Annotated in this window: 20 protein-coding genes; 2 read left to right on the forward strand and 18 right to left on the reverse strand. The window is 69.4% G+C overall.

The window, feature by feature from the left end; all coding sequences use genetic code 11:
• Positions 1 to 5 precede the first annotated feature (5 nt).
• The 17 genes from rpsC to rfbB form a co-directional block, all read right to left on the reverse strand.
• Complete coding sequence (gene rpsC, locus ACFYP3_RS14150) at positions 6 to 848, reverse strand: 30S ribosomal protein S3 (RefSeq protein ID WP_030230639.1); 843 nt, start codon at positions 846 to 848, stop codon at positions 6 to 8.
• Positions 848 to 1,195, reverse strand: a complete 348-nt coding sequence (rplV, locus tag ACFYP3_RS14155) for a 50S ribosomal protein L22 (RefSeq protein WP_007265904.1) — start codon at positions 1,193 to 1,195, stop codon at positions 848 to 850. The genes rpsC and rplV overlap by 1 nt, the downstream gene beginning before the upstream one ends.
• Before the next feature lie 43 nt (positions 1,196 to 1,238).
• Positions 1,239 to 1,520 (reverse strand): 30S ribosomal protein S19, encoded by a 282-nt coding sequence (gene rpsS / locus ACFYP3_RS14160; protein WP_008739713.1) that lies wholly within the window; start codon positions 1,518 to 1,520, stop codon positions 1,239 to 1,241.
• Between the two features lie 12 nt (positions 1,521 to 1,532).
• Positions 1,533 to 2,369: a 50S ribosomal protein L2 gene (gene rplB / locus ACFYP3_RS14165; protein WP_030388860.1), complete on the reverse strand. Its 837-nt coding sequence runs from the start codon at positions 2,367 to 2,369 to the stop codon at positions 1,533 to 1,535.
• A gap of 39 nt (positions 2,370 to 2,408) precedes the next feature.
• Entirely contained in the window at positions 2,409 to 2,732 is a 324-nt protein-coding gene (gene rplW, locus ACFYP3_RS14170) for a 50S ribosomal protein L23 (protein ID WP_007265901.1), read from the reverse strand.
• The gene (gene rplD / locus ACFYP3_RS14175; protein ID WP_031152736.1) at positions 2,732 to 3,382 is read right to left on the reverse strand and encodes a 50S ribosomal protein L4; all 651 of its coding nucleotides are present in this window, start codon (positions 3,380 to 3,382) and stop codon (positions 2,732 to 2,734) included. The genes rplW and rplD overlap by 1 nt, the downstream gene beginning before the upstream one ends.
• Before the next feature lie 4 nt (positions 3,383 to 3,386).
• On the reverse strand, positions 3,387 to 4,031 hold the full coding sequence (gene rplC, locus ACFYP3_RS14180; RefSeq protein ID WP_007265899.1) for a 50S ribosomal protein L3: 645 nt from the start codon (positions 4,029 to 4,031) through the stop codon (positions 3,387 to 3,389).
• Positions 4,032 to 4,045: 14 nt separating this feature from the next.
• Complete coding sequence (gene rpsJ / locus ACFYP3_RS14185) at positions 4,046 to 4,354, reverse strand: 30S ribosomal protein S10 (protein WP_003948644.1); 309 nt, start codon at positions 4,352 to 4,354, stop codon at positions 4,046 to 4,048.
• Between the two features lie 469 nt (positions 4,355 to 4,823).
• Positions 4,824 to 5,921 carry a hypothetical protein gene (locus tag ACFYP3_RS14190; protein ID WP_388831394.1) on the reverse strand — a complete coding sequence of 366 codons (1,098 nt, stop codon included), beginning with the start codon at positions 5,919 to 5,921 and terminating at the stop codon, positions 4,824 to 4,826.
• Positions 5,922 to 6,026: 105 nt separating this feature from the next.
• Positions 6,027 to 8,624 carry a peptidoglycan recognition protein gene (locus ACFYP3_RS14195; RefSeq protein ID WP_388831396.1) on the reverse strand — a complete coding sequence of 866 codons (2,598 nt, stop codon included), beginning with the start codon at positions 8,622 to 8,624 and terminating at the stop codon, positions 6,027 to 6,029.
• Between the two features lie 192 nt (positions 8,625 to 8,816).
• On the reverse strand, positions 8,817 to 10,667 hold the full coding sequence (locus ACFYP3_RS14200; RefSeq protein ID WP_388831398.1) for a hypothetical protein: 1,851 nt from the start codon (positions 10,665 to 10,667) through the stop codon (positions 8,817 to 8,819).
• 31 nt (positions 10,668 to 10,698) lie between these two features.
• Positions 10,699 to 11,598 carry a glycosyltransferase family 2 protein gene (locus ACFYP3_RS14205; protein ID WP_388831400.1) on the reverse strand — a complete coding sequence of 300 codons (900 nt, stop codon included), beginning with the start codon at positions 11,596 to 11,598 and terminating at the stop codon, positions 10,699 to 10,701.
• 6 nt (positions 11,599 to 11,604) lie between these two features.
• Positions 11,605 to 12,048 carry a DUF2304 domain-containing protein gene (locus tag ACFYP3_RS14210; protein WP_388831402.1) on the reverse strand — a complete coding sequence of 148 codons (444 nt, stop codon included), beginning with the start codon at positions 12,046 to 12,048 and terminating at the stop codon, positions 11,605 to 11,607.
• Entirely contained in the window at positions 12,045 to 12,734 is a 690-nt protein-coding gene (locus ACFYP3_RS14215; RefSeq protein ID WP_388831404.1) for a glycosyltransferase family 2 protein, read from the reverse strand. The genes ACFYP3_RS14210 and ACFYP3_RS14215 overlap by 4 nt, the downstream gene beginning before the upstream one ends.
• Positions 12,735 to 12,802: 68 nt before the next feature.
• Positions 12,803 to 14,137, reverse strand: coding sequence for a lipopolysaccharide biosynthesis protein (locus ACFYP3_RS14220; RefSeq protein WP_388831406.1), 1,335 nt, complete (start codon positions 14,135 to 14,137; stop codon positions 12,803 to 12,805).
• Positions 14,134 to 15,054: a dTDP-4-dehydrorhamnose reductase gene (rfbD, locus tag ACFYP3_RS14225; RefSeq protein ID WP_388831408.1), complete on the reverse strand. Its 921-nt coding sequence runs from the start codon at positions 15,052 to 15,054 to the stop codon at positions 14,134 to 14,136. The genes ACFYP3_RS14220 and rfbD overlap by 4 nt, the downstream gene beginning before the upstream one ends.
• On the reverse strand, positions 15,051 to 16,028 hold the full coding sequence (rfbB, locus tag ACFYP3_RS14230) for a dTDP-glucose 4,6-dehydratase (RefSeq protein WP_388831410.1): 978 nt from the start codon (positions 16,026 to 16,028) through the stop codon (positions 15,051 to 15,053). Before rfbB ends, rfbD begins: the two co-directional genes overlap by 4 nt.
• An 81-nt stretch (positions 16,029 to 16,109) precedes the next feature.
• On the opposite strand from rfbB, the gene rfbA reads away from it, so the two are divergent.
• Both rfbA and rfbC read left to right on the forward strand, forming a co-directional pair.
• Positions 16,110 to 16,985, forward strand: coding sequence for a glucose-1-phosphate thymidylyltransferase RfbA (gene rfbA / locus ACFYP3_RS14235; RefSeq protein ID WP_319725466.1), 876 nt, complete (start codon positions 16,110 to 16,112; stop codon positions 16,983 to 16,985).
• Positions 16,982 to 17,581 carry a dTDP-4-dehydrorhamnose 3,5-epimerase gene (gene rfbC, locus ACFYP3_RS14240; protein ID WP_388831412.1) on the forward strand — a complete coding sequence of 200 codons (600 nt, stop codon included), beginning with the start codon at positions 16,982 to 16,984 and terminating at the stop codon, positions 17,579 to 17,581. Before rfbA ends, rfbC begins: the two co-directional genes overlap by 4 nt.
• A 180-nt stretch (positions 17,582 to 17,761) precedes the next feature.
• Here the strand turns inward: rfbC and tuf are convergent, their stop codons facing one another.
• On the reverse strand, positions 17,762 to 18,955 hold the full coding sequence (gene tuf, locus ACFYP3_RS14245) for an elongation factor Tu (protein WP_030710320.1): 1,194 nt from the start codon (positions 18,953 to 18,955) through the stop codon (positions 17,762 to 17,764).
• Between the last annotated feature and the right edge of the window lie 22 nt (positions 18,956 to 18,977).

The raw sequence follows: 18,977 nt of genomic DNA on the forward strand, positions 1-18,977 counted from the left end.
GTCGGTCAGGCCTCCGTTCCGGTGCTCTCAGCCGGAGCGGCGGCGGGAGCGTCGGCCTTGGGGGCCTCGACACCAGCAGCCTGCTGCGGCTTGCGGCCACCACGGCCGCCGCGCTCGCCACCACGGCCACCACGGCCGGCGGGACGGTCGCCAGCGCCCTGCGCGCCACGGGCCGGGCGGTTACCCGCACGGGCCGCAGCGTTCTCGGCGCGAACCTCGGCGATGTTCTTGACGTCGCCCTTGTAGATCCAGACCTTCACACCGATACGGCCGAAGGTGGTCTTGGCCTCGAAGAAGCCGTAGTCCACGTTCGCGCGGAGGGTGTGCAGCGGCACACGGCCTTCGCGGTAGAACTCGGAGCGGGACATCTCGGCGCCGCCGAGACGGCCGCCACACTGGATCTTGATGCCCTTGGCGCCGGCCTTCATCGTGCCCTGCATGCTCTTACGCATGGCGCGACGGAAGGAGACGCGGGAGGAGAGCTGCTCGGCAACGGCCTGGGCAACCAGCTGAGCGTCGAGCTCGGGGTTCTTGACCTCGAGGATGTTCAGCTGGACCTGCTTGCCCGTGAGCTTCTCGAGGTCACCGCGGATGCGGTCGGCCTCGGCGCCACGGCGGCCGATGACGATGCCCGGACGAGCGGTGTGGATGTCCACACGCACGCGGTCACGGGTGCGCTCGATCTCAACCTTCGAGATGCCGGCGCGCTCCATGCCGGACGTCATCATCCGACGGATGGCGACGTCTTCCTTGACGTAGTCCTTGTACAGCTTGTCGGCGTACCAACGCGACTTGAAGTCGGTGGTGATGCCGAGCCGGAACCCGTGCGGGTTTACCTTCTGGCCCATTACCGGGAACCTTCCTTGCTGCTGACGACCACGGTGATGTGGCTGGTCCGCTTGCGGATCCGGTAGGCACGGCCCTGGGCACGCGGACGGAACCGCTTCAGGGTCGGGCCCTCGTCCACGTACGCCTCGCTGATGACCAGCGTGGAGGCGTCCGGGTGGTTGTAGTTGTGTGCGGCGTTGGCAATGGCGCTGTCCAGCACCTTGCCGACCGGCACGCTCGCGGCCTGCGGGGCGAAACGCAGGACCGCCTGAGCCTCCGTGGCATCCATGCCACGGATAAGGTCCACCACTCGGCGGGCCTTCATGGGCGTGACGCGGATGTACCGCGCCTGGGCCCTGGCTTCCATGGTTGTCCCTTCGGTGTAAGTCATAGTCGTAACCACCCCGCCTTTAGCGGCGCTTCGACTTCCGGTCGTCCTTGACGTGGCCGCGGAAGGTGCGAGTCGGCGAGAACTCGCCGAGCTTGTGGCCGACCATCGACTCGGTGACGAACACCGGGACGTGGGTCTTGCCGTTGTGCACCGCGATGGTGTGACCCAGCATGCTGGGGATGATCATCGAGCGACGGGACCAGGTCTTGATGACGTTCTTGGTGCCGGCTTCGTTCTGGACGTCCACCTTCTTTACGAGGTGGTCGTCGACGAAGGGCCCCTTCTTGAGACTGCGCGGCATCTAAACCCGCTCCTAGCGCTTCTTGTTCGTCTTGCGGCGGCGGACGATGTACTTGCTCGAAGCCTTCTTCGGCGAGCGAGTACGACCCTCCTTCTGACCCCACGGGGAGACCGGGTGGCGACCACCACTGGTCTTGCCCTCACCACCACCGTGCGGGTGGTCAACCGGGTTCATCGCGACACCGCGGACGGACGGGCGAACGCCCTTCCAGCGCATGCGGCCGGCCTTGCCCCAGTTGATGTTCGACTGCTCGGCGTTGCCGACCTCGCCGACCGTGGCACGGCAGCGCGCGTCGACGAGACGGATCTCGCCCGACGGCATGCGGAGGTGGGCCATGACGCCCTCCTTCGCGAGCAGCTGCACGGAGGCACCAGCGGAGCGGGCGAACTTCGCACCGCCACCGGGACGGAGCTCGATCGCGTGGATCGTGGTACCGACCGGGATGTTGCGGAGCGCCAGGTTGTTGCCGGGCTTGATGTCGGCCGTCGGGCCGTTCTCAATCCGGTCACCCTGCTGCAGACCGCGCGGCGCGATGATGTAGCGCTTCTCGCCGTCGGCGTAGTGCAGCAGCGCGATGCGCGCGGTGCGGTTGGGGTCGTACTCGATGTGCGCGACCTTGGCCGGCACGCCGTCCTTGTCGTGACGACGGAAGTCGATCACGCGGTAGGCGCGCTTGTGTCCGCCACCCTGGTGGCGAACGGTGATCCGGCCGGTGTTGTTACGGCCGCCCTTGCTGTGCAGAGGGCGAACCAGCGACTTCTCCGGCGTGGACCGCGTGATCTCGACAAAGTCGGCGACGCTGGAGCCACGACGGCCCGGGGTCGTCGGCTTGTACTTGCGGATACCCATTTCTCAGTCCTCGTCCGATTCCGGACGACTAGACCTCCGTTAGGAGGCCTGGCCGCCGAAGATGTCGATACGGTTGCCCTCGGCAAGGGTCACGATGGCGCGCTTGGTGTTGGCACGCTTGCCGAAACCGGTCTTGGTGCGCTTGCGCTTACCCTGACGGTTGATCGTGTTGACCCCGGTGACCTTGACCGAGAAGACCGCTTCCACGGCCTGCTTGATCTGGGTCTTGTTGGCGCCGGGCGCGACGATGAACGTGTACTTGTTCTCGTCCAGCAGCGCGTAGCTCTTCTCCGAGACAACCGGCTTGATCAGCAGGTCGCGCGGGTCGGTGAAGGTCTTGCTGGTAACGGTCGCCTCAGACATCAGGCGTCGCTCCCTTCGGTCTCGTCGGCCTTGGGGCCAGACACGAAGGACTCGAGCGCGGCCTGGGTGAAGACCACGTCGTCAGAGACGATCACGTCGTACGTGTTCAGCTGGCCCGGCTCCAGGATGTGAACCTGGGGCAGGTTGCGGGCGGACAGCCACGCGGCCTCGTCGGCACGCTCGACGACCAGGAGCAGGTTCTTGCGCTCCGAGATCTTGCCGAACAGCGTCTTGGCGGCCTTCGTGGAGGCGGCACCCTCGACCACGCCGGTGACGACGTGGATGCGGGAGTGACGCGCACGGTCCGAGAGGGCACCGCGGAGGGCGGCGACCTTCATCTTCTTGGGGGTCCGCTGCGAGTAGTCACGCGGCTGCGGGCCGTGGACGACGCCACCGCCTGCGAACTGCGGAGCGCGGGTCGAACCCTGACGGGCGCGGCCGGTGCCCTTCTGGCGGTACGGCTTGCGGCCACCACCACGGACTTCGCCACGGGTCTTGGTCTTGTGCGTGCCCTGACGGGCAGCAGCCAGCTGAGCGACAACGACCTGGTGGATCAGCGGAACGCTGGTCTTGGCGTCGAAGATCTCCGCGGGGAGCTCGACGGTACCGGCCTTGTCGCCTGCCGGCGAAAGGATGTCAATGGTGCTCATTACCTCAAGCCCCCTTGGCCGCGGTACGGACCAGGACGAGGCCGCCGTTCGGACCGGGGACCGCGCCCTTGATGAGCAGCAGACCCTTCTCCGCGTCAACCGCGTGGATGGTCAGGTTCTGGGTGGTGACGCGCTCGTTACCCATGCGACCGGCCATGCGCATGCCCTTGAAGACACGCCCAGGGGTGGCGCAGCCACCGATCGAACCGGGGGAGCGGTGCTTGCGCTGCACACCGTGACCGGCGCCGAGGCCCCGGAAGTTGTGCCGCTTCATGACACCGGCGAAGCCCTTGCCCTTGCTGTTGCCCGTGACGTCAACCTTGACGCCGGACTCGAACACCTCAGCAGTGATCTCCTGGCCGAGCGTGTACTCGCTGGCGTCGGAGGTGCGGAGCTCCACCAGGTGGCGGCGGGGGGTCACGTCGGCCTTGGCGAAGTGGCCCTTGAGGGGCTTGTTCACCTTGCGCGGGTCGATCTCGCCGAAGGCGATCTGGACCGACTCGTAGCCGTCGATGTCGTTCGTACGGACCTGGGTAACGACGCAGGGTCCGGCCTTGACCACGGTCACCGGGACGACACGGTTGTTCTCGTCCCAGACCTGGGTCATGCCGAGCTTCTCGCCCAGGACGCCCTTGATCTGCTTTGCCATCTTCTCGACGCCTCTCAGAGCTTGATCTCGATGTCAACGCCGGCCGGAAGGTCCAGGCGCATCAGCGAGTCAACGGTCTTGGGGGTCGGGTCGAGGATGTCGATCAGGCGCTTGTGCGTGCGCATCTCGAAGTGCTCGCGCGAGTCCTTGTACTTGTGCGGCGACTTGATGACGCAGTACACGTTCTTCTCAGTGGGCAGCGGCACCGGGCCCGCGACCGACGCACCAGTGCGCGTCACCGTCTCGACGATCTTCTTCGCCGAGGAATCGATGACCTCGTGGTCGTAGGCCTTGAGCCGGATGCGGATCTTCTGTCCCGCCATGGCTACTCCGTAGTCCTGTCTGTATGTGGAAACGCTCTGGCCCTCGGTCGGCTGTGGGACGGATCCCACCGCTTCTCTCCGACCCACGTGGTCGGGCGTGTCGCACTCCCTCTACAGAAAATTCCCATACGGAAATTCCCTCGTCCAAGGGGGTGCGGTCCCTGTGACCGCGTTTCGGGGGAGAAACACCCACCGAGTGCCTGGTGGGCACCGTGCTGACGCTTCCCAGAAGATTCCCGTACGTCCGTCCCCATTGCTGCCCCGAGAGGCAGATTAAGAACGACGAGTACTGTGGGACTCGCTTCCGGTCCTCCCGGCGGGAGGCGCGCAGCATCGGCACTCAGCCGAGCAACTTGAGTAGTCTGCCATACGAGGCACGTACCTGGCCAATCGGGCCGAAGAGAATACCCCGCCACGCTGAGTGGTCAAACTGCACCACGCGCATCGCCCGGCGGGGCTCCTCCCCCGTTCAGGAGCGCGTGACCGTCCCGCACCCTTCGCCCTCGATGTCCCTGCTGCGGTCGTACGGATCCACGGCGGGACCGGTGGGCGTCGGCCCGGCCGGAGCCTCGCGCGGGAACTCCGGGTGCAGGAAGCCGTCGGCCGTCCCGCATGCGACGTTCGACCACTCCGAGACGTACTTGCGCAGCTGGAGCCGGCCCCGGGTGGCCTCCCAGCGCGCCGGGTCGAGCAGGCTCAGGGTGACCTGCCGGCGCACGATGGTGCGCTGCACGTCCGTGCCCCCGTTCGTCATGGGGTGGACGAAGGTGTAGTCCGTCACCACGAGCAGTTCCCCGGGCTCCCCCGCCTCCGCGCGCATGCTGCCGCGCACCTTGACGACGTCACCCACCGGCTTGACCTTCGTCTGGTCGAAGCGGGTGAAGAGCGTCACCGGGGTGTTCTCCTCGGTGGGCCTGGTCAGGGACTGCTCCAGCCGCTGCGGGACCTCCGGCTGCTTGGGGTCCAGGATCGCCAGGGCGGCGGCCGGCCGCTCCCCGCGCAGGGTCGCCGGGTCGAGATTGGTCGCGATCAGGAACTGCCTGGCCTTCTCCAGCGCGTCCGCGACCTGCTGCTCGGACATCCCGGCGACGGCCGTGGCCGCGGGCGCCTCGATGCCGGCGGCCCCGTCGGCCCACTGGAGGGCCGGGGAGCCGCGGAAAGGTTCCTGCAGAGTCGGCTGGTCGGGTGCCGTCGACGGCGGCGGCGCGGTCGGACGTCCGGACTCCCCCGGCAGCGGAGCGGCGTTCCGGGCGTCCTGGCGGGCCTCGGTCCTGCCGGTGAGCCGGTCGATCACCAGCTCGGGCCGTACGGCGATCAGCGCGAGCGCGGCGATGCCGAGGACGGCCAGGGCGGCCCCCAGCCGCCCGGGCCGCCGGCGCTCCCGCCGTACGGGCCCGGTCCGCCAGCCGGGCGGCTCCTGCCCCTGCGTGGCGCGCAGCCGTTCGGTGACCATCCGCGCCCGTGCGGAGGGCTCGGTCGGCGCGCTGCCGGCGCCCTGGGCGGCCTGCTCCATGAAGCGGGCCAGCTCCTCGTCGGAGATCCCCGCCCCGTCTTCGTTCTTCCCCATGTCCCCTGTGTCCCCCTGTTTCCGTTCCCTGCCGCGACATGCCGCGAGGGGCCCCGCACCTTGCGGTGTGGAGCCCCTCACCTGCGAAAAGGCGTGTTCACGCCACTAGCTGAAGTACCCCGTGATGTCCGCGATGAGATCCACGGAACCGCTGTTGTTGTAGAAGCTGACCTTGCCGTCCACGACGGGGACGACCACCAGGTTGGGGATCGTGAGACCGGCGGTGACGTTCAGGTTGGAGGCGCTGGAGCGGGTGGTGCCGCTCGGGAAGACCGACACGTAGCTCGCCTCCGTCGGGTTGGTCGCCGTCACGTTCAGCACCACGGCCTTGATCCCGGTGGCAGGGATGCCGCCGACGCCCGCCACGGGCAGCGTGACCACGCCGCCCTTGGTGACCGGGCCCTGCCGGACGCCGAGGCCCGTGCGGGTGTCCATCAGCCGCTTCGGGCCGAAGTTCGCGTGCACGGCGCCGTCGGCGGCGTCCGAGAAGTAGCCGGTGATGTCGGCGATCAGGTCGACGTTGCCCTGGTTGTTGTAGAAGCTGACCTTGCCGTCCACGACGGGGACGACCACCAGGTTGGGGATCGTCTGGCCCGGGGTGAAGTTCAGGTTCGACGCGCTGGAGCGGGTCGTACCGCTCGGGAAGACCGACACGAAGCTGGGCTGCGTCGGGTTGGTCGCCGTCACGTTCAGCACCACGGCCTTGACGCCGGTGGCCGGGATGCCGTCGACGCCCGCCACGGGCAGGGTGACCACGCCGGCGGTTCCGACCGGACCGGCCGGAACGCCGAGGCCCGTGCGGGTGTCCATCAGCCGCTTCGGGCCGAAGTTGGTCTGCGTGGCGCCCTCACCCTCCGAGGTGAAGTAGCCGGTGACGTCCGCGATCAGGTCGACGTTGCCCTGGTTGTTGTAGAAGCTGACGCTCCCGTTGACGACGGGGACGACCACCAGGTTGGGGATCGTCTGGCCCGGGGTGAAGTTCAGGTTCGAGGCGCTGGAGCGGGTCGTACCGCTCGGGTACACCGAGACGAAGCTGGGCTGCGTCGGGTTGGTCGCCGTCACGTTCAGCACCACGGCGGTGGGCGTGCCGCCGGTGGCGGCGGCCACCGGCAGGGTGACCACGCCGGCGGTGCCCACGGGGCCGGAGCGAACGCCCAGGCCGGTACGGGTGTCCATCAGCCGCTTCGGCGCGAGCGGGACGAACTTGGCGCCCTTGACGTCCGCGTCGACGGTGACCGCGAGGCTCGTGGAGACCTTGCCGTTCGCGGCGGTCGCGCGGACCCGGACCTCGTGCTTGCCGTGGGTCACGACGGCGGTCGCCTTGCGGGCGGCGGCGTCGGTGACGGCGGTGGCCTCACCGTCCACCAGCAGCTCGAACTTGTTCAGCGCGCCACTGGCCGTGCTGGTGGTCCAGTCGACCGTCAGTGCGGCGCCGCCGGGGTAGGTGGCGCCCGGGACTGCCGGCGCCCCGTTCACCGAGGTGAGCTTCAGCTGGGCCGCGGGGCCCGTCTGGCGGAGCGCCTCCAGCTGCGGGTAGAGGGAGTTGCCCGGGCACTGCGTGTTGAAGCCGTCGCGGTGGCCGGAGAGCGACTTGAACTCGTACTGCTGTCCGGCGGTGTAGCTCTTGCCGAAGAAGTTCGTCTGGGTGGCGCCGGCGGTCAGCGTCGCCGTGCCCTTCATGTCCCCGTCGTACTGGCCGAGCTTGTACGCGGCGACCTTGGAGACGGCTTCGAGCGCGGCGGGCGAGGCCCCCGCGTTCGTGTAGTCACCGAGGATCGAGACGCTCGTCGACTCGGAGTTCCAGCCGAAGGTGTGCGCCCCCTGGACGGGCTGGTCCACGCCGCCCTGACGGCCTTCGAAGATCGTGCCGCACTTGTCGACGAGGAAGTTGTAGCCGAGGTCGCGCCACTTCTCGATCTCCACGTGGTACTTGTGGATGCTCCGGACGATGGCGGCGGACTCGGAGCACTCGTACGGCGCGCTGGCGGCGGTGTGGTGGACGAAGACCGCCTTGATCTTCGCGCCGGCGAGGTAGATCGGGCCCTCGTTGTTCAGGGACTCGTCCGCGCCCCACTGCACGCGCGAGACGACGTCCGGCCGCGGGGCGGTCGACTCCGGTCCCGGTGTGGTCGGCGGAGTCGGCGTGGGGTCCTCCGCGGGGAGGGCGAAGGCGGCCGGGCCGAGGCCCAGGCTGCCCTTCTTCTTGGCCTTCGCGCCGCCGGCCCCCGGGTCCACCAGGTTCAGCTCCATGCCGGCGGGCAGCTCGGCGCCGCCGGCCACCCGTACCTCGGCCCCGTCGGACGGACCGACCCAGACCGGCTCGGTGGCTCCGCGCAGCCCCGGGCGCTTGCCGTCGAGACCGGACTCGGCCTGCTCCAGCGCGACCCACTTCGACCACTTGCCGGTGTCGGCGTCCCGGGTGCGGGCCTCGATCTTGCCCTTGACCTCGGCCTCGGGGTCGTTCCAGGAGACGCCGAGGAGCCCGAAGGGCTCGGTGCCCTGCTGGGAGAGGACGGCCTCGCCCCTGCCCTTGGGCTTCAGCGCGAGCCGGTGCAGCTCGCCCTCGACCGGACCCTTCTCGCGGGCGCGGGTGCTGTAGGGCGACACCTCTCCCCCGTCGGAGGCACCCGTTCCGCTGGCGACGCCCTGGATGCCGAGCACCGTCACGACCCCGAGCGCGGCGGCAAGAGCCGTCCCGCGCACACGACCTATTTTCAAGTTGTCCGTCCCCGCCCCTGTGGTGATGCAGAAGTAATGGCTGACCGGCCGGATGCTACTGGCCGCCGGCGCCGGTCCGATCAGGGGGGTCGGTCTCGGGCGGCCACGGGTGCGGATGCGCGAGGACCCCCGGTCCGCGGCGCAGCGCGGGACGGGGGTCCTCGGTGGGGACGAAGGCTACTTCTTCGCCTTCTCCTTCTCCTTCTGCTCCTGCTCCTGCTCTTCCTTCTTCAGCTCCGACGCCGGCGCCTTGCGCCCGCAGACGGCCTGCCAGTTCAGCGGTCCGATGCCACCGCACCAGATCTCGCCGTCGTCGGCGTTCTGCTTCCAGTCGGTCGTGACGACGTCCGCGCACTTCTTCTTGTCCGGCGCGAAGCGCGGGCAGGTGCCGTCCGCCTTCTTGATGGTGTGGGCCCGCCAGGCGTCGATGCCCATCGTCATGTTGTCGGACTGCGGCATGTACCGGTTGACCGACCAGGACGCGCCCATCGTCGCGAACAGCGCGACCACGCAGACCATGCCGGCCGCGAGCTGGGCGACGACCCGCCGGGGCACGACGCGGGCGGCCGGGGCCGCGCCGCTCGGCCGCAGGGTGCGCTCGGCCCAGCCGGAGCTCCGGTTCACCACGGCCATCATGCCGAGGACGGCCAGGATCATCAGGCAGTACATGATGATCCAGGTGGTGCGCGGGAAGAGCTGCACGGCCTTGTCGTGCGCCATGTGCGAGGCGAACCAGAAGCGGGCCAGCCAGGCGCCGGCCAGGGTGGCGGCGGCGGTCAGGACCATGATGTTGCGCAGCGCCAGGCCGATGCCCAGGCCCACGGCGAACAGCAGCAGCAGGGCGAAGCCGCTCTGGCCCGCCATCTCGCCGGCCACCGGCCAGGTCTGGTACTCCAGCTTCCCGGAGCGGTCGGACACCCAGCCCAGGACGTACGCCGGGTCGACGTACACCGCCAGGAAGGCGTAGCGGTCCGGGGTCTGGGAACCGAGCCGGGCCATCTGGTAGATCAGCGGGGCGCCCACGATGCCGGCCGTCAGCAGGGTGGCGCCGACGAACGCGGCGGTCCGCTTGACCACGGCCTTGCCGGCGCGCCACGGGAAGACGCCCAGCGCCAGCAGGAACACGCCGGGCGCGGCCCAGACGTACCAGCCGGAGTACCAGAGGAAGACCACGCCGAAGACGAGGCCGAGGACCGCGCCGCGGAGCAGCACCCGGCGCAGCGGCTGCTCGCCGGCGCGGCGCATCTCGCGCAGCGTGTAGCCGAGCAGCGGCAGCAGGACGAGCATGCTGGCGTGGCTGTACGGGCGGATCGGGTCCATGAAGAGGATGGCCGAGGGCACGGCGATCAGCAACGCCCAGAACGGCCGGAGCAGCAGCCGCCAGGCCAGGTACGTCATCGGGCCCGCGATCGCGGTGAAGAAGATCTGGAAGTCCTTGAGGGCGAACCCGGCGCCGCCGATGCCGCCGTAGCGGATCTTCGCCCAGACGGCCATCAGGCCGGGGAAGAGCGGCGGGTAGATGCCCGACGGGCCCTCGCCGTGCAGGAAGGAGTTGGCCATGGCGATCAGGGCGCTCGGGTCGCCCTCCTGGCCGCCGAGGCCCCAGGGCGTACCGCGCAGGGCGACGACCACGCCGCCCGCCACCACGCCGGTGGCGAGGCCGGCGAGGGCGGCGCACACCAGGCGCTTCGCCAGCTGGTGGCGGTGGAGGCTGCCGCGGTAGGCGGTGTAGAGCAGGACCGCGAGCAGCGGCAGGCCGAGGAGGGCCGCGTACATCTGGAGCTTGGCGAGACCGCTGACCTGACCGATGCGCACGAGCGGGTTCACGCTGATGTGCGTGCTCAGCAGCGTGAACCCGAGGGCCGCCACCAGACTGACGACGACCTCCGCCGAGGCCTGCACCCACCGCCGGGACAGCCACGCCTCGCTCCGCGAGGGGGACAAGCGGCTGGTGCCTTGGGCCGGTTCGGCGGGCCGCTGCGCCGGAGCGCCGGCCTCACCGACCTGCTCGGGGGCCAGGTGTGTCATCTCAGTCCGTTTCGTGGTGGGCGGAGTGGGCTCAGTTCTGGCCGGAGGTGAACGCGTGCTTCGCCAGCGTTCGAGCGCCTTCCTTGTGTCCGCGGCGCAGGGCTCCGGGGAGCATCGTCAGCGCGTGCAGACGGGAGGCGCTGTGGAAGCGGGCGGCGCGGGCCGCCTTCGGCCAGCCGCGGGCGTCCATGCGTGCGGCGACCGCGGAGAAGTACCGCTCGGCCTCGGTGAAGCGGGTTCCGGAGAAGGCCTGGACCGAGGACTCGCTGACCGCGTGGCGGCGGTACTGGAACACGGTGGTGGAGTTGTCGACGACCATCTCCTCGCCGTCTTCGAGCAGGTCGACGACGAGCGCGAGGTCCTGGATCACCGAGTAGTCGTCGCGGAAGTTCACCTTGCGCAGGGCCTCGCCCCGCCAGGCGATCGACGGGAAGTAGAGCCAGTTGCCGCGCAGCACGCTGGCGGCCAGCTCCTCGCCGGCCATCAGCCGGCTGCCCTTGACCTGCGGTGCGTACAGCCGCTTCTTGGTGTTGTCCGCCAGGCCGGCCGTCACCTTGCCGTCGCCGTCGATGACCTCGACGCCGGGCTGGACCATGCCGATGCCCGGGTGGGCGGCGACGAGCGCGCGCACGGTCTCCAGGTAGTGCGGGTGCAGCAGGTCGTCGCAGCCCATGATGACGACGTAGTCGGCCTCGGACAGCCGCACGCACTTCTGGAAGTTCTTGGTGATGCCGAGGTTCTGCTCGTTGCGCGTGTAGTGGACCCGGTCGTCACCGAGCCGGGCGAACCAGCCGGGTACGTCGGGCTCCTTGCCGTCGTCGATCACGACGAGGCGGAAGTCCCGGTCCGTCTGCGCCAGGACGCTGCGGACGGCGTCCTGCATCAGCTGCACGTCCCCGTAGTAGGGGAGCATGAAGTCGAAGGTCACCATGGGGCTTCAGGCCTTCACGGAGTCGGATCCGGCGCCGGCCTCGGCCTTGGCGCCGGCAGCGGATTCCGGGGTCGCCTGCGCGACGACGGTGTCCTGACCCAGCCGCTCGTCGTTGTGCCGGACGCCTTCGTTGATGGCGACCGTCCGGGCGAGGTCGGTGATCTTCTTCTCCAGGGAGCGGAAGCGCAGGAAGGTGTTGAGCGTGAGGAAGCCCATCGCGAGCACCATCACGTACAGCACCAGGTCGGTGCCGCGGCCGACGCCGAGCTGCTGGGCGAGCCAGGTGACGTCGGTCGGGCGGAGCACCGCGTACACGTTGACGATGACGAAGGCCGAGAACGCGATGCGCTTCCACGCGCGGTTCTTCGCCTGGCCCCAGGTCCGGATGAACATGAGGGCCATCGACACCGAGCCGACGATCAGGACCAGCTGGATCCAGAAGTACTTCATCGACGCCCACGCTCCCGCAGCGAAATGTCAAAAAGGATGTTGACGCCGTTGATCAGGGACTGACCCTTGGCGCGTGAGTAGTCGGTGTAGAGGATGTCCACCGGTACCTCTGTGACGCGCAGCGTGGAGCCGGCGAGGAAGCCGACGAGCTCGGACGCGTGGGCCATGCCGTTCATGGTGATGTTCAGCTGCTCGGCGGCCTCCCGGCCCAGCACGCGCAGGCCGTTGTGCGCGTCGGTGAGCTTGAGCTTGCGCGCGGTCGGGCTGACGGCGGCGGCCGTGCGCAGCACGACCTGCTTGATCCACGGCACCTGGCCGTTCTGCTCGATGAAGCGGGAGCCGAGCACGACGTCGGCCTCGTCGCGGCGCAGCACGCCGACCATGGTCTCGACGTCCTTGGTCTGGTGTTGACCGTCGGCGTCGAAGGTGGCGAAGTAGCGGGCGCCGGGCTGGGCGAGCGCGTAGGTGAGGCCGGTCTGCAGGGCCGCGCCCTGGCCGAGGTTGACCGGGTGGCGCACCAGGTGGGCGCCGGTCGTGGCTATGTGCTTGGCCGAGTCGTCGGTGCTGCCGTCGTCGACGACGACGATGTTGGGGAACGTCTTGCGGGCCCCCTCGACCACGTCGGCGATCACCTGGCCCTCGTTATAGGCCGGTATGACCAGCCAGACATCGTCGTATTCGGACACGGTAGCTCCAGCGGGATGTGGCACAAACGAGTGCTCGGTGATCGGTGTGACGTCGTGGCGGGGCATGGTCATTTCCCGACCGCTCCCACGCCCGGGCTGCCTGTGTCGGCCAACTGCCGGGGGCCTTCACCGGCTGCGGCGGCGGCTCCGGGGAAGCTCAGCCTGAGGGCTGCCAGCATAGCGAGGACCGTGGCGGTCGAACCGAGGGCGTAGGCGACGATCACGCGCACGGCCACGTCGCCCGGTATCAAGGTGATGCCCACCAGGACCGCCGTGCCGAGGGCCCAGGAGAGCAACTGCAGGTTGTGCCGCTTGAATACCATGAGCGCCTGTCCGAGGACCATCGCGAACATGTACGCCGCGGTGCCGGCGGACAGCAGGAAGAAGTCGAAGCTGCCCAGCACCCGGTCCTCGGTGCCGAAGAGCACCTCGATGAGCCAGGGGCCGAGGACCGTGGCCGGTACGCCGCCGAGCAGTCCGAGCGCGGCGACGACCATCGCGATCCGGCGCAGCATCGCCCAGAAGGCCACCCGGTCGCCGGCGGTGAACGCGGCGGTGAGACCGCTGAGCAGCGAGGCCTGGAGCGAGCCGAAGACGAAGAGCGGCACCCGCGCGAGCACGGTCGCGCTCATCAGGGCCGCGATCAGCGCGCTGTCGGACGGAGCCAGCAGCTTGGTGCTCATGACGGCCGCGTTGACGACGACCTGGGACAACAGGGTCGCGCAGACGAGCAGGCCGAGGCCGCTGCACAGGTCGCGCCAGGCGATCGGCTCGCCGGGTCCGACGGCGCGCAGCAGCGCCGGCAGGGTGACCAGCGTCGCGATGACCGGCGCGACGGCCAGGATCAGGCTGAAGGCCAGCGCCGAGTGCAGGCCGAGGAGCGCGCAGCCGAAGGCCAGCACGATGCGCAGGCCGCCGTCGACGGCGAGCTGGGTGCCGTACGCGCCGAACAGGCCGAGGCCGGCCAGCACTCCGCGGGTGAGGTAGCACAGGGCCATGCCGGCGAAGGCGCTGCCGAGCGCCGCCACCAGGGCGCGGTCCCCGTGGAAGAGCAGGTCGGCGATGGGTCCGGCGCCGAGGACGAGGACGAGCAGGGTCGCGCCGAGGATGCCCGCGGTGAGCAGGCCGGCCCGGCGCAGCACGGGGGCCGCGCCCTGGCCGAGGACCACGCGGGCGGAGACGATCCGGGTGAGTTCCTGCTCCATCGGGAAGAAGATGCCGATGCCGATGGACATGACGATCGTCCACAGCACGGAGACGTTCGCGTAGCCCGTGTCGGACAGGCTGTGGCCGGCCACGCCCAGGTGGGCGTAGGAGGCCGCGCCGAGCACGACGGTGCCGCCGGCCACCGCGACGGTGCCCGGCGGCAGCGCCGCGCTCAACTTGTTCAGCAGGGCTTTCATCCCGCTCGGCCGTCCCGGGCCTGTGCGGCCAGTGCGGCGAAGCCGGGGGTGGCCAGCGCTTCGGCCAGCTGTTCGCGCCAGTCGGCGAGCGGAGCCATGCCCCCCTCGTCCCAGCGGTCGTGCGCGAGCACGCTGAAGGCGGGGCGGACGGCGGGGCGGACGAACGCCTCCGAGGTGGTCGGCCGGATCCGCTCGGGGTCCAGGCCGCTCAGCCGGTAGGTCTCGCGGGCCAGTCCCATCCAGGTGGTCCGGCCGCTCGCGGTGCCGTGGTAGATCCCGCCCATGGCGTGGCCCTTCAGCGCGGCCAGGCCGAGCTCGACCAGGTGGCGGGCCAGCGCGCGGGACCAGGTGGGCTGGCCGTGCTGGTCGTCGACGACGTCGAGGGTGTCCCGCTGGGCGGCCAGCTTCAGCATGGTGGCGACGAAGTTCGGGCCGTGCTCGCCGTACAGCCAGGCGGTGCGGACGATGTAGCCGTCCTGCGGCAGCAGTTCGGCCACGGCCTGCTCGCCGACCAGCTTGGAGCGGCCGTAGGCGTTCACCGGACCGGTCTCGGCGTCCTCCCGGTACGGCTCCGCGGCGTCGCCGGGCAGCACGTAGTCGGTGGAGACGTGGATCAGACGCACGTGGGCGTCGGCGCAGGCCTCGGCGAGGACGCGTACGCCGGTGCCGTTGACGGCGGTGGCGGCTTCCTCGGCGGTCTCGGCGCCGTCCACGTCGGTCCAGGCGGCGCAGTTGACGACCACGGTGGCGCCCTCGACCGCGGCCCGGACGGCGGCCGGGTCGGTGATGTCGAGGTCGGCGCGGCGCAGGCCCACGGCTTCGATGCCGGAGGCCTTCAGCTCAGCCAGGACGTCCTGGCCGAGCATCCCCGCGGCGCCGGTGACGAGCCAGCGGCCGGCGAACGAGTCGGTGCTCACTTCTGCAGGGCCGCCTTCGCCTTCAGCGGCTCCCACCACGCGCGGTTCTCGCGGTACCAGTCGATGGTGGCCTTGATGCCGTCCTCGAAGGTGACCTGCGGCGCGTAGCCGAGCTCGGCGCCGATCTTGCTGATGTCGATGGAGTAGCGGAGGTCGTGGCCCTTGCGGTCCTCGACCTGCTCGACCATGTCCCAGCCGAGGCCGGCGGCCTCCAGCAGGACACCGGTGAGCTCCTTGTTGGTGAGCTCGGTGCCGCCGCCGATGTTGTAGACCTCGCCGGCGCGGCCCTTGCGCATGGCCAGGTCGATGCCGCGGCAGTGGTCGGAGACGTGCAGCCAGTCGCGGACGTTGCCGCCGTTGCCGTACAGCGGGACCTTCTTGCCGTCCATCAGGTTCGAGACGAACAGCGGGATGACCTTCTCCGGGAACTGGTAGTGCCCGTAGTTGTTGGAGCAGCGGGTGACCACCACGTCCATGCCGTGGGTGCGGTGGTAGGCCAGCGCCAGCAGGTCGGACGACGCCTTGGAGGCGGAGTAGGGGGAGTTGGGCACCAGCGGCCACTCCTCCGTCCAGGAGCCCTCGTTGATCGAGCCGTAGACCTCGTCGGTGGAGATGTGGACGAAGCGGCCGACGCCGTGCTTGCGGGCCGAGTCGAGCAGGACCTGCGTGCCGACCACGTTGGTCATCACGAAGGGGCCCGCGCCCGCGATGGAGCGGTCCACGTGGGACTCGGCGGCGAAGTGCACGACGACGTCGTGGCCGGGCATCACCTGGTCGACGGCCTCCGCGTCGCAGATGTCGCCCTGGACGAAGGTGTATCCGGGGTGGTCCGCGACCGGGGCGAGGTTGGCCTCGACGCCCGAGTACGTCAGCTTGTCGAAGACAGTGATCTGCGCCGTGGCATCTGCACCGAGCTGCTGGCGGACGAATTCTGAACCGATGAAGCCGGCGCCGCCGGTCACGAGGATGCGCATAATACGAAGAGTCTAGCGGCCTGCCGAACGTCACATTCCCTTGGCTCGGCTCCCCCGCACGCTCTCGCATAGGGTTCACCCATGCGTGGAATCCTTTTGGCCGGTGGCACCGGATCGCGACTCTGGCCGTTGACCCGGGCCGTCTCGAAGCAGTTGCTGCCCGTCTTCGACAAGCCGATGATCTATTACCCCCTCTCCACCCTGGTGATGGCGGGTATCAGCGAAATCCTGATCATCACCACCCCCGAAGACCGCGACCAGTTCGAGCGCCTGCTCGGTGACGGCTCGCAGTTCGGCCTGCGGCTGGAGTACGCCGTCCAGGAGCGGCCGGAGGGCATCGCCCAGGCCTTCGTCCTCGGCGCCGACTTCATCGGTGACGAGTCCGTCGCCCTGATCCTCGGCGACAACATCTTCCACGGCAGTGGCCTCGGCACCCGCCTCGCCCAGCACACCGGCGCCAAGGGCGGCCGCGTGTTCGCGTACCCGGTGGCGGACCCCACCGCGTACGGCGTCGTCGAGTTCGACGAGAACGGCCAGGCCATCTCCATCGAGGAGAAGCCGGAGAAGCCCAAGTCCCGCTACGCGGTGCCGGGTCTCTACTTCTACGACAACCAGGTCGTCGAGATCGCCCGCGGCCTGAAGCCCAGCGCCCGCGGCGAGCTGGAGATCACCGCCGTCAACGACGCGTACCTCCAGGCCGGCGAGCTGAACGTCACCATCCTCGACCGCGGCACCGCCTGGCTCGACACCGGCACCTTCGTGTCGATGGTCCAGGCCTCCGAGTTCGTCCGCGTGATCGAGGAACGCCAGGGCTTCAAGATCGGCTGCATCGAGGAGGCGGCCTGGCGGGCCGGCCTGATCGACTCGGCGCAGCTGCGCGCGCTCGCCGAGCCCCTCACCAAGAGCGGTTACGGCAACTACCTGTTGACGCTGCTCGACGAGGAGGACGCCCGATGAAGTTCCGCGAACTCTCCATAGCGGGTGCCTTCGAGGTCACCCCGCAGCTGCACGGCGACCCGCGCGGCCTGTTCACCGAGTGGTACCGCTTCGACCGGCTGGCCGAGATCGTCGGTCACCCGCTGAACCTGGCGCAGGCGAACCTCTCGGTCTCCTCCGCCGGTGTGGTCCGCGGCATCCACTTCGCCGACGTGCCGCGCGGTCAGGCCAAGTACGTGACGTGCGTGCGCGGCGCCGTGCTCGACGTCATCGTCGACCTGCGGGTCGGCTCCCCCACGTTCGGCAAGTGGGAAGGCGTCCGCCTGGACGACGTGGACCGCCGCGCGGTCTACATCCCCGAGGGCCTGGGCCACGGCTTCTGCGCGCTGAGCGACGACGCCACGCTGTCGTACCTCTGCTCGGAGACGTACAACCCGACCGGCGAGCACTCGGTCCACCCCCTCGACCCCGATCTGGGCATCGAGTGGCCGGCGGACGTCCCGCTGCTGTCCGCCCGCGACGAGGCCGCCCCCTCGCTGGCCGAGGCGATCGAGACCGGGCTGCTGCCCGACCACGCCGCCTGCCTGGAGTTCACCGAGTCCCTGCGCGTGAACTGACCCACCGCACGTACGCGAGAGGGCCGCACCCCGTCCGGGGGTGCGGCCCTCTCGCGTACCCGGGCCCGCCGCGCGGACCCGTGACGCCGAAGGGCCCCGTCCCACCGCCGAGGCGATGGGCCGGGGCCCTCCGGTGCAACTTGGTGCCCGCTTCAGCGAGCTACCAGGTCAGAACACGAATTACTTCGTGATCTTGGTGACCTGGCCGGCGCCCACGGTACGACCACCCTCACGGATGGCGAACTTCAGGCCCTCCTCCATGGCGACCGGCTGGATCAGCGCGACCGACATCTCGGTGTTGTCGCCCGGCATGACCATCTCCGTGCCGGCCGGCAGGGTGACGACACCCGTGACGTCCGTGGTACGGAAGTAGAACTGCGGACGGTAGTTGTTGAAGAACGGGGTGTGACGGCCACCCTCGTCCTTCGACAGGATGTAGGCCTGGGCCTCGAACTCGGTGTGCGGGGTGACCGAACCGGGCTTGATGATGACCTGGCCGCGCTCGACGTCCTCGCGCTTGATGCCACGGAGGAGCAGACCGACGTTCTCGCCCGCCTGGCCCTCGTCGAGGAGCTTGCGGAACATCTCGATACCGGTGACCGTGGTGGTGGTCTTCTCTTCCTTGATACCGATGATGTCGACGGTCTCGTTGACCTTCAGGACACCACGCTCGATACGGCCGGTGACGACCGTACCGCGACCGGTGATCGTGAAGACGTCCTCGACGGGCATGAGGAACGGCTTCTCGGTGTCACGCGGCGGGGTCGGGATGGCCTCGTCGACGGCGGCCATGAGGCCGAGGAGCTTCTCGCCCCACTCCTTGTCGCCCTCGAGGGCCTTCAGCGCGGAGACGCGGACGACCGGCAGGTCGTCGCCCGGGAACTCGTACTCGGAGAGCAGCTCACGGACCTCGAGCTCGACGAGCTCCAGGATCTCCTCGTCGTCCACCATGTCGGCCTTGTTCAGGGCGACGACGATGTAGGGGACGCCGACCTGGCGGGCCAGGAGCACGTGCTCCTTGGTCTGCGGCATCGGGCCGTCGGTGGCGGCGACCACGAGGATGGCACCGTCCATCTGCGCGGCACCGGTGATCATGTTCTTGATGTAGTCCGCGTGACCCGGGCAGTCGACGTGGGCGTAGTGACGCGCCTCGGTCTGGTACTCGACGTGCGCGATCGAGATGGTGATACCGCGCTGGCGCTCCTCAGGAGCCTTGTCGATCTGGTCGAAGGCCGAGGCCTCGTTCAGGTCCGGGTACGCGTCGTGCAGCACCTTGGTAATGGCGGCCGTGAGGGTCGTCTTACCGTGGTCAATGTGACCGATGGTGCCGATGTTGACGTGCGGCTTAGTCCGCTCGAACTTCGCCTTCGCCACGGGGTCCTCCTGGAGAGTGGTT

Source organism: Streptomyces sp. NPDC005533, from assembly GCF_042871845.1.
Lineage (GTDB): Bacteria > Actinomycetota > Actinomycetes > Streptomycetales > Streptomycetaceae > Streptomyces.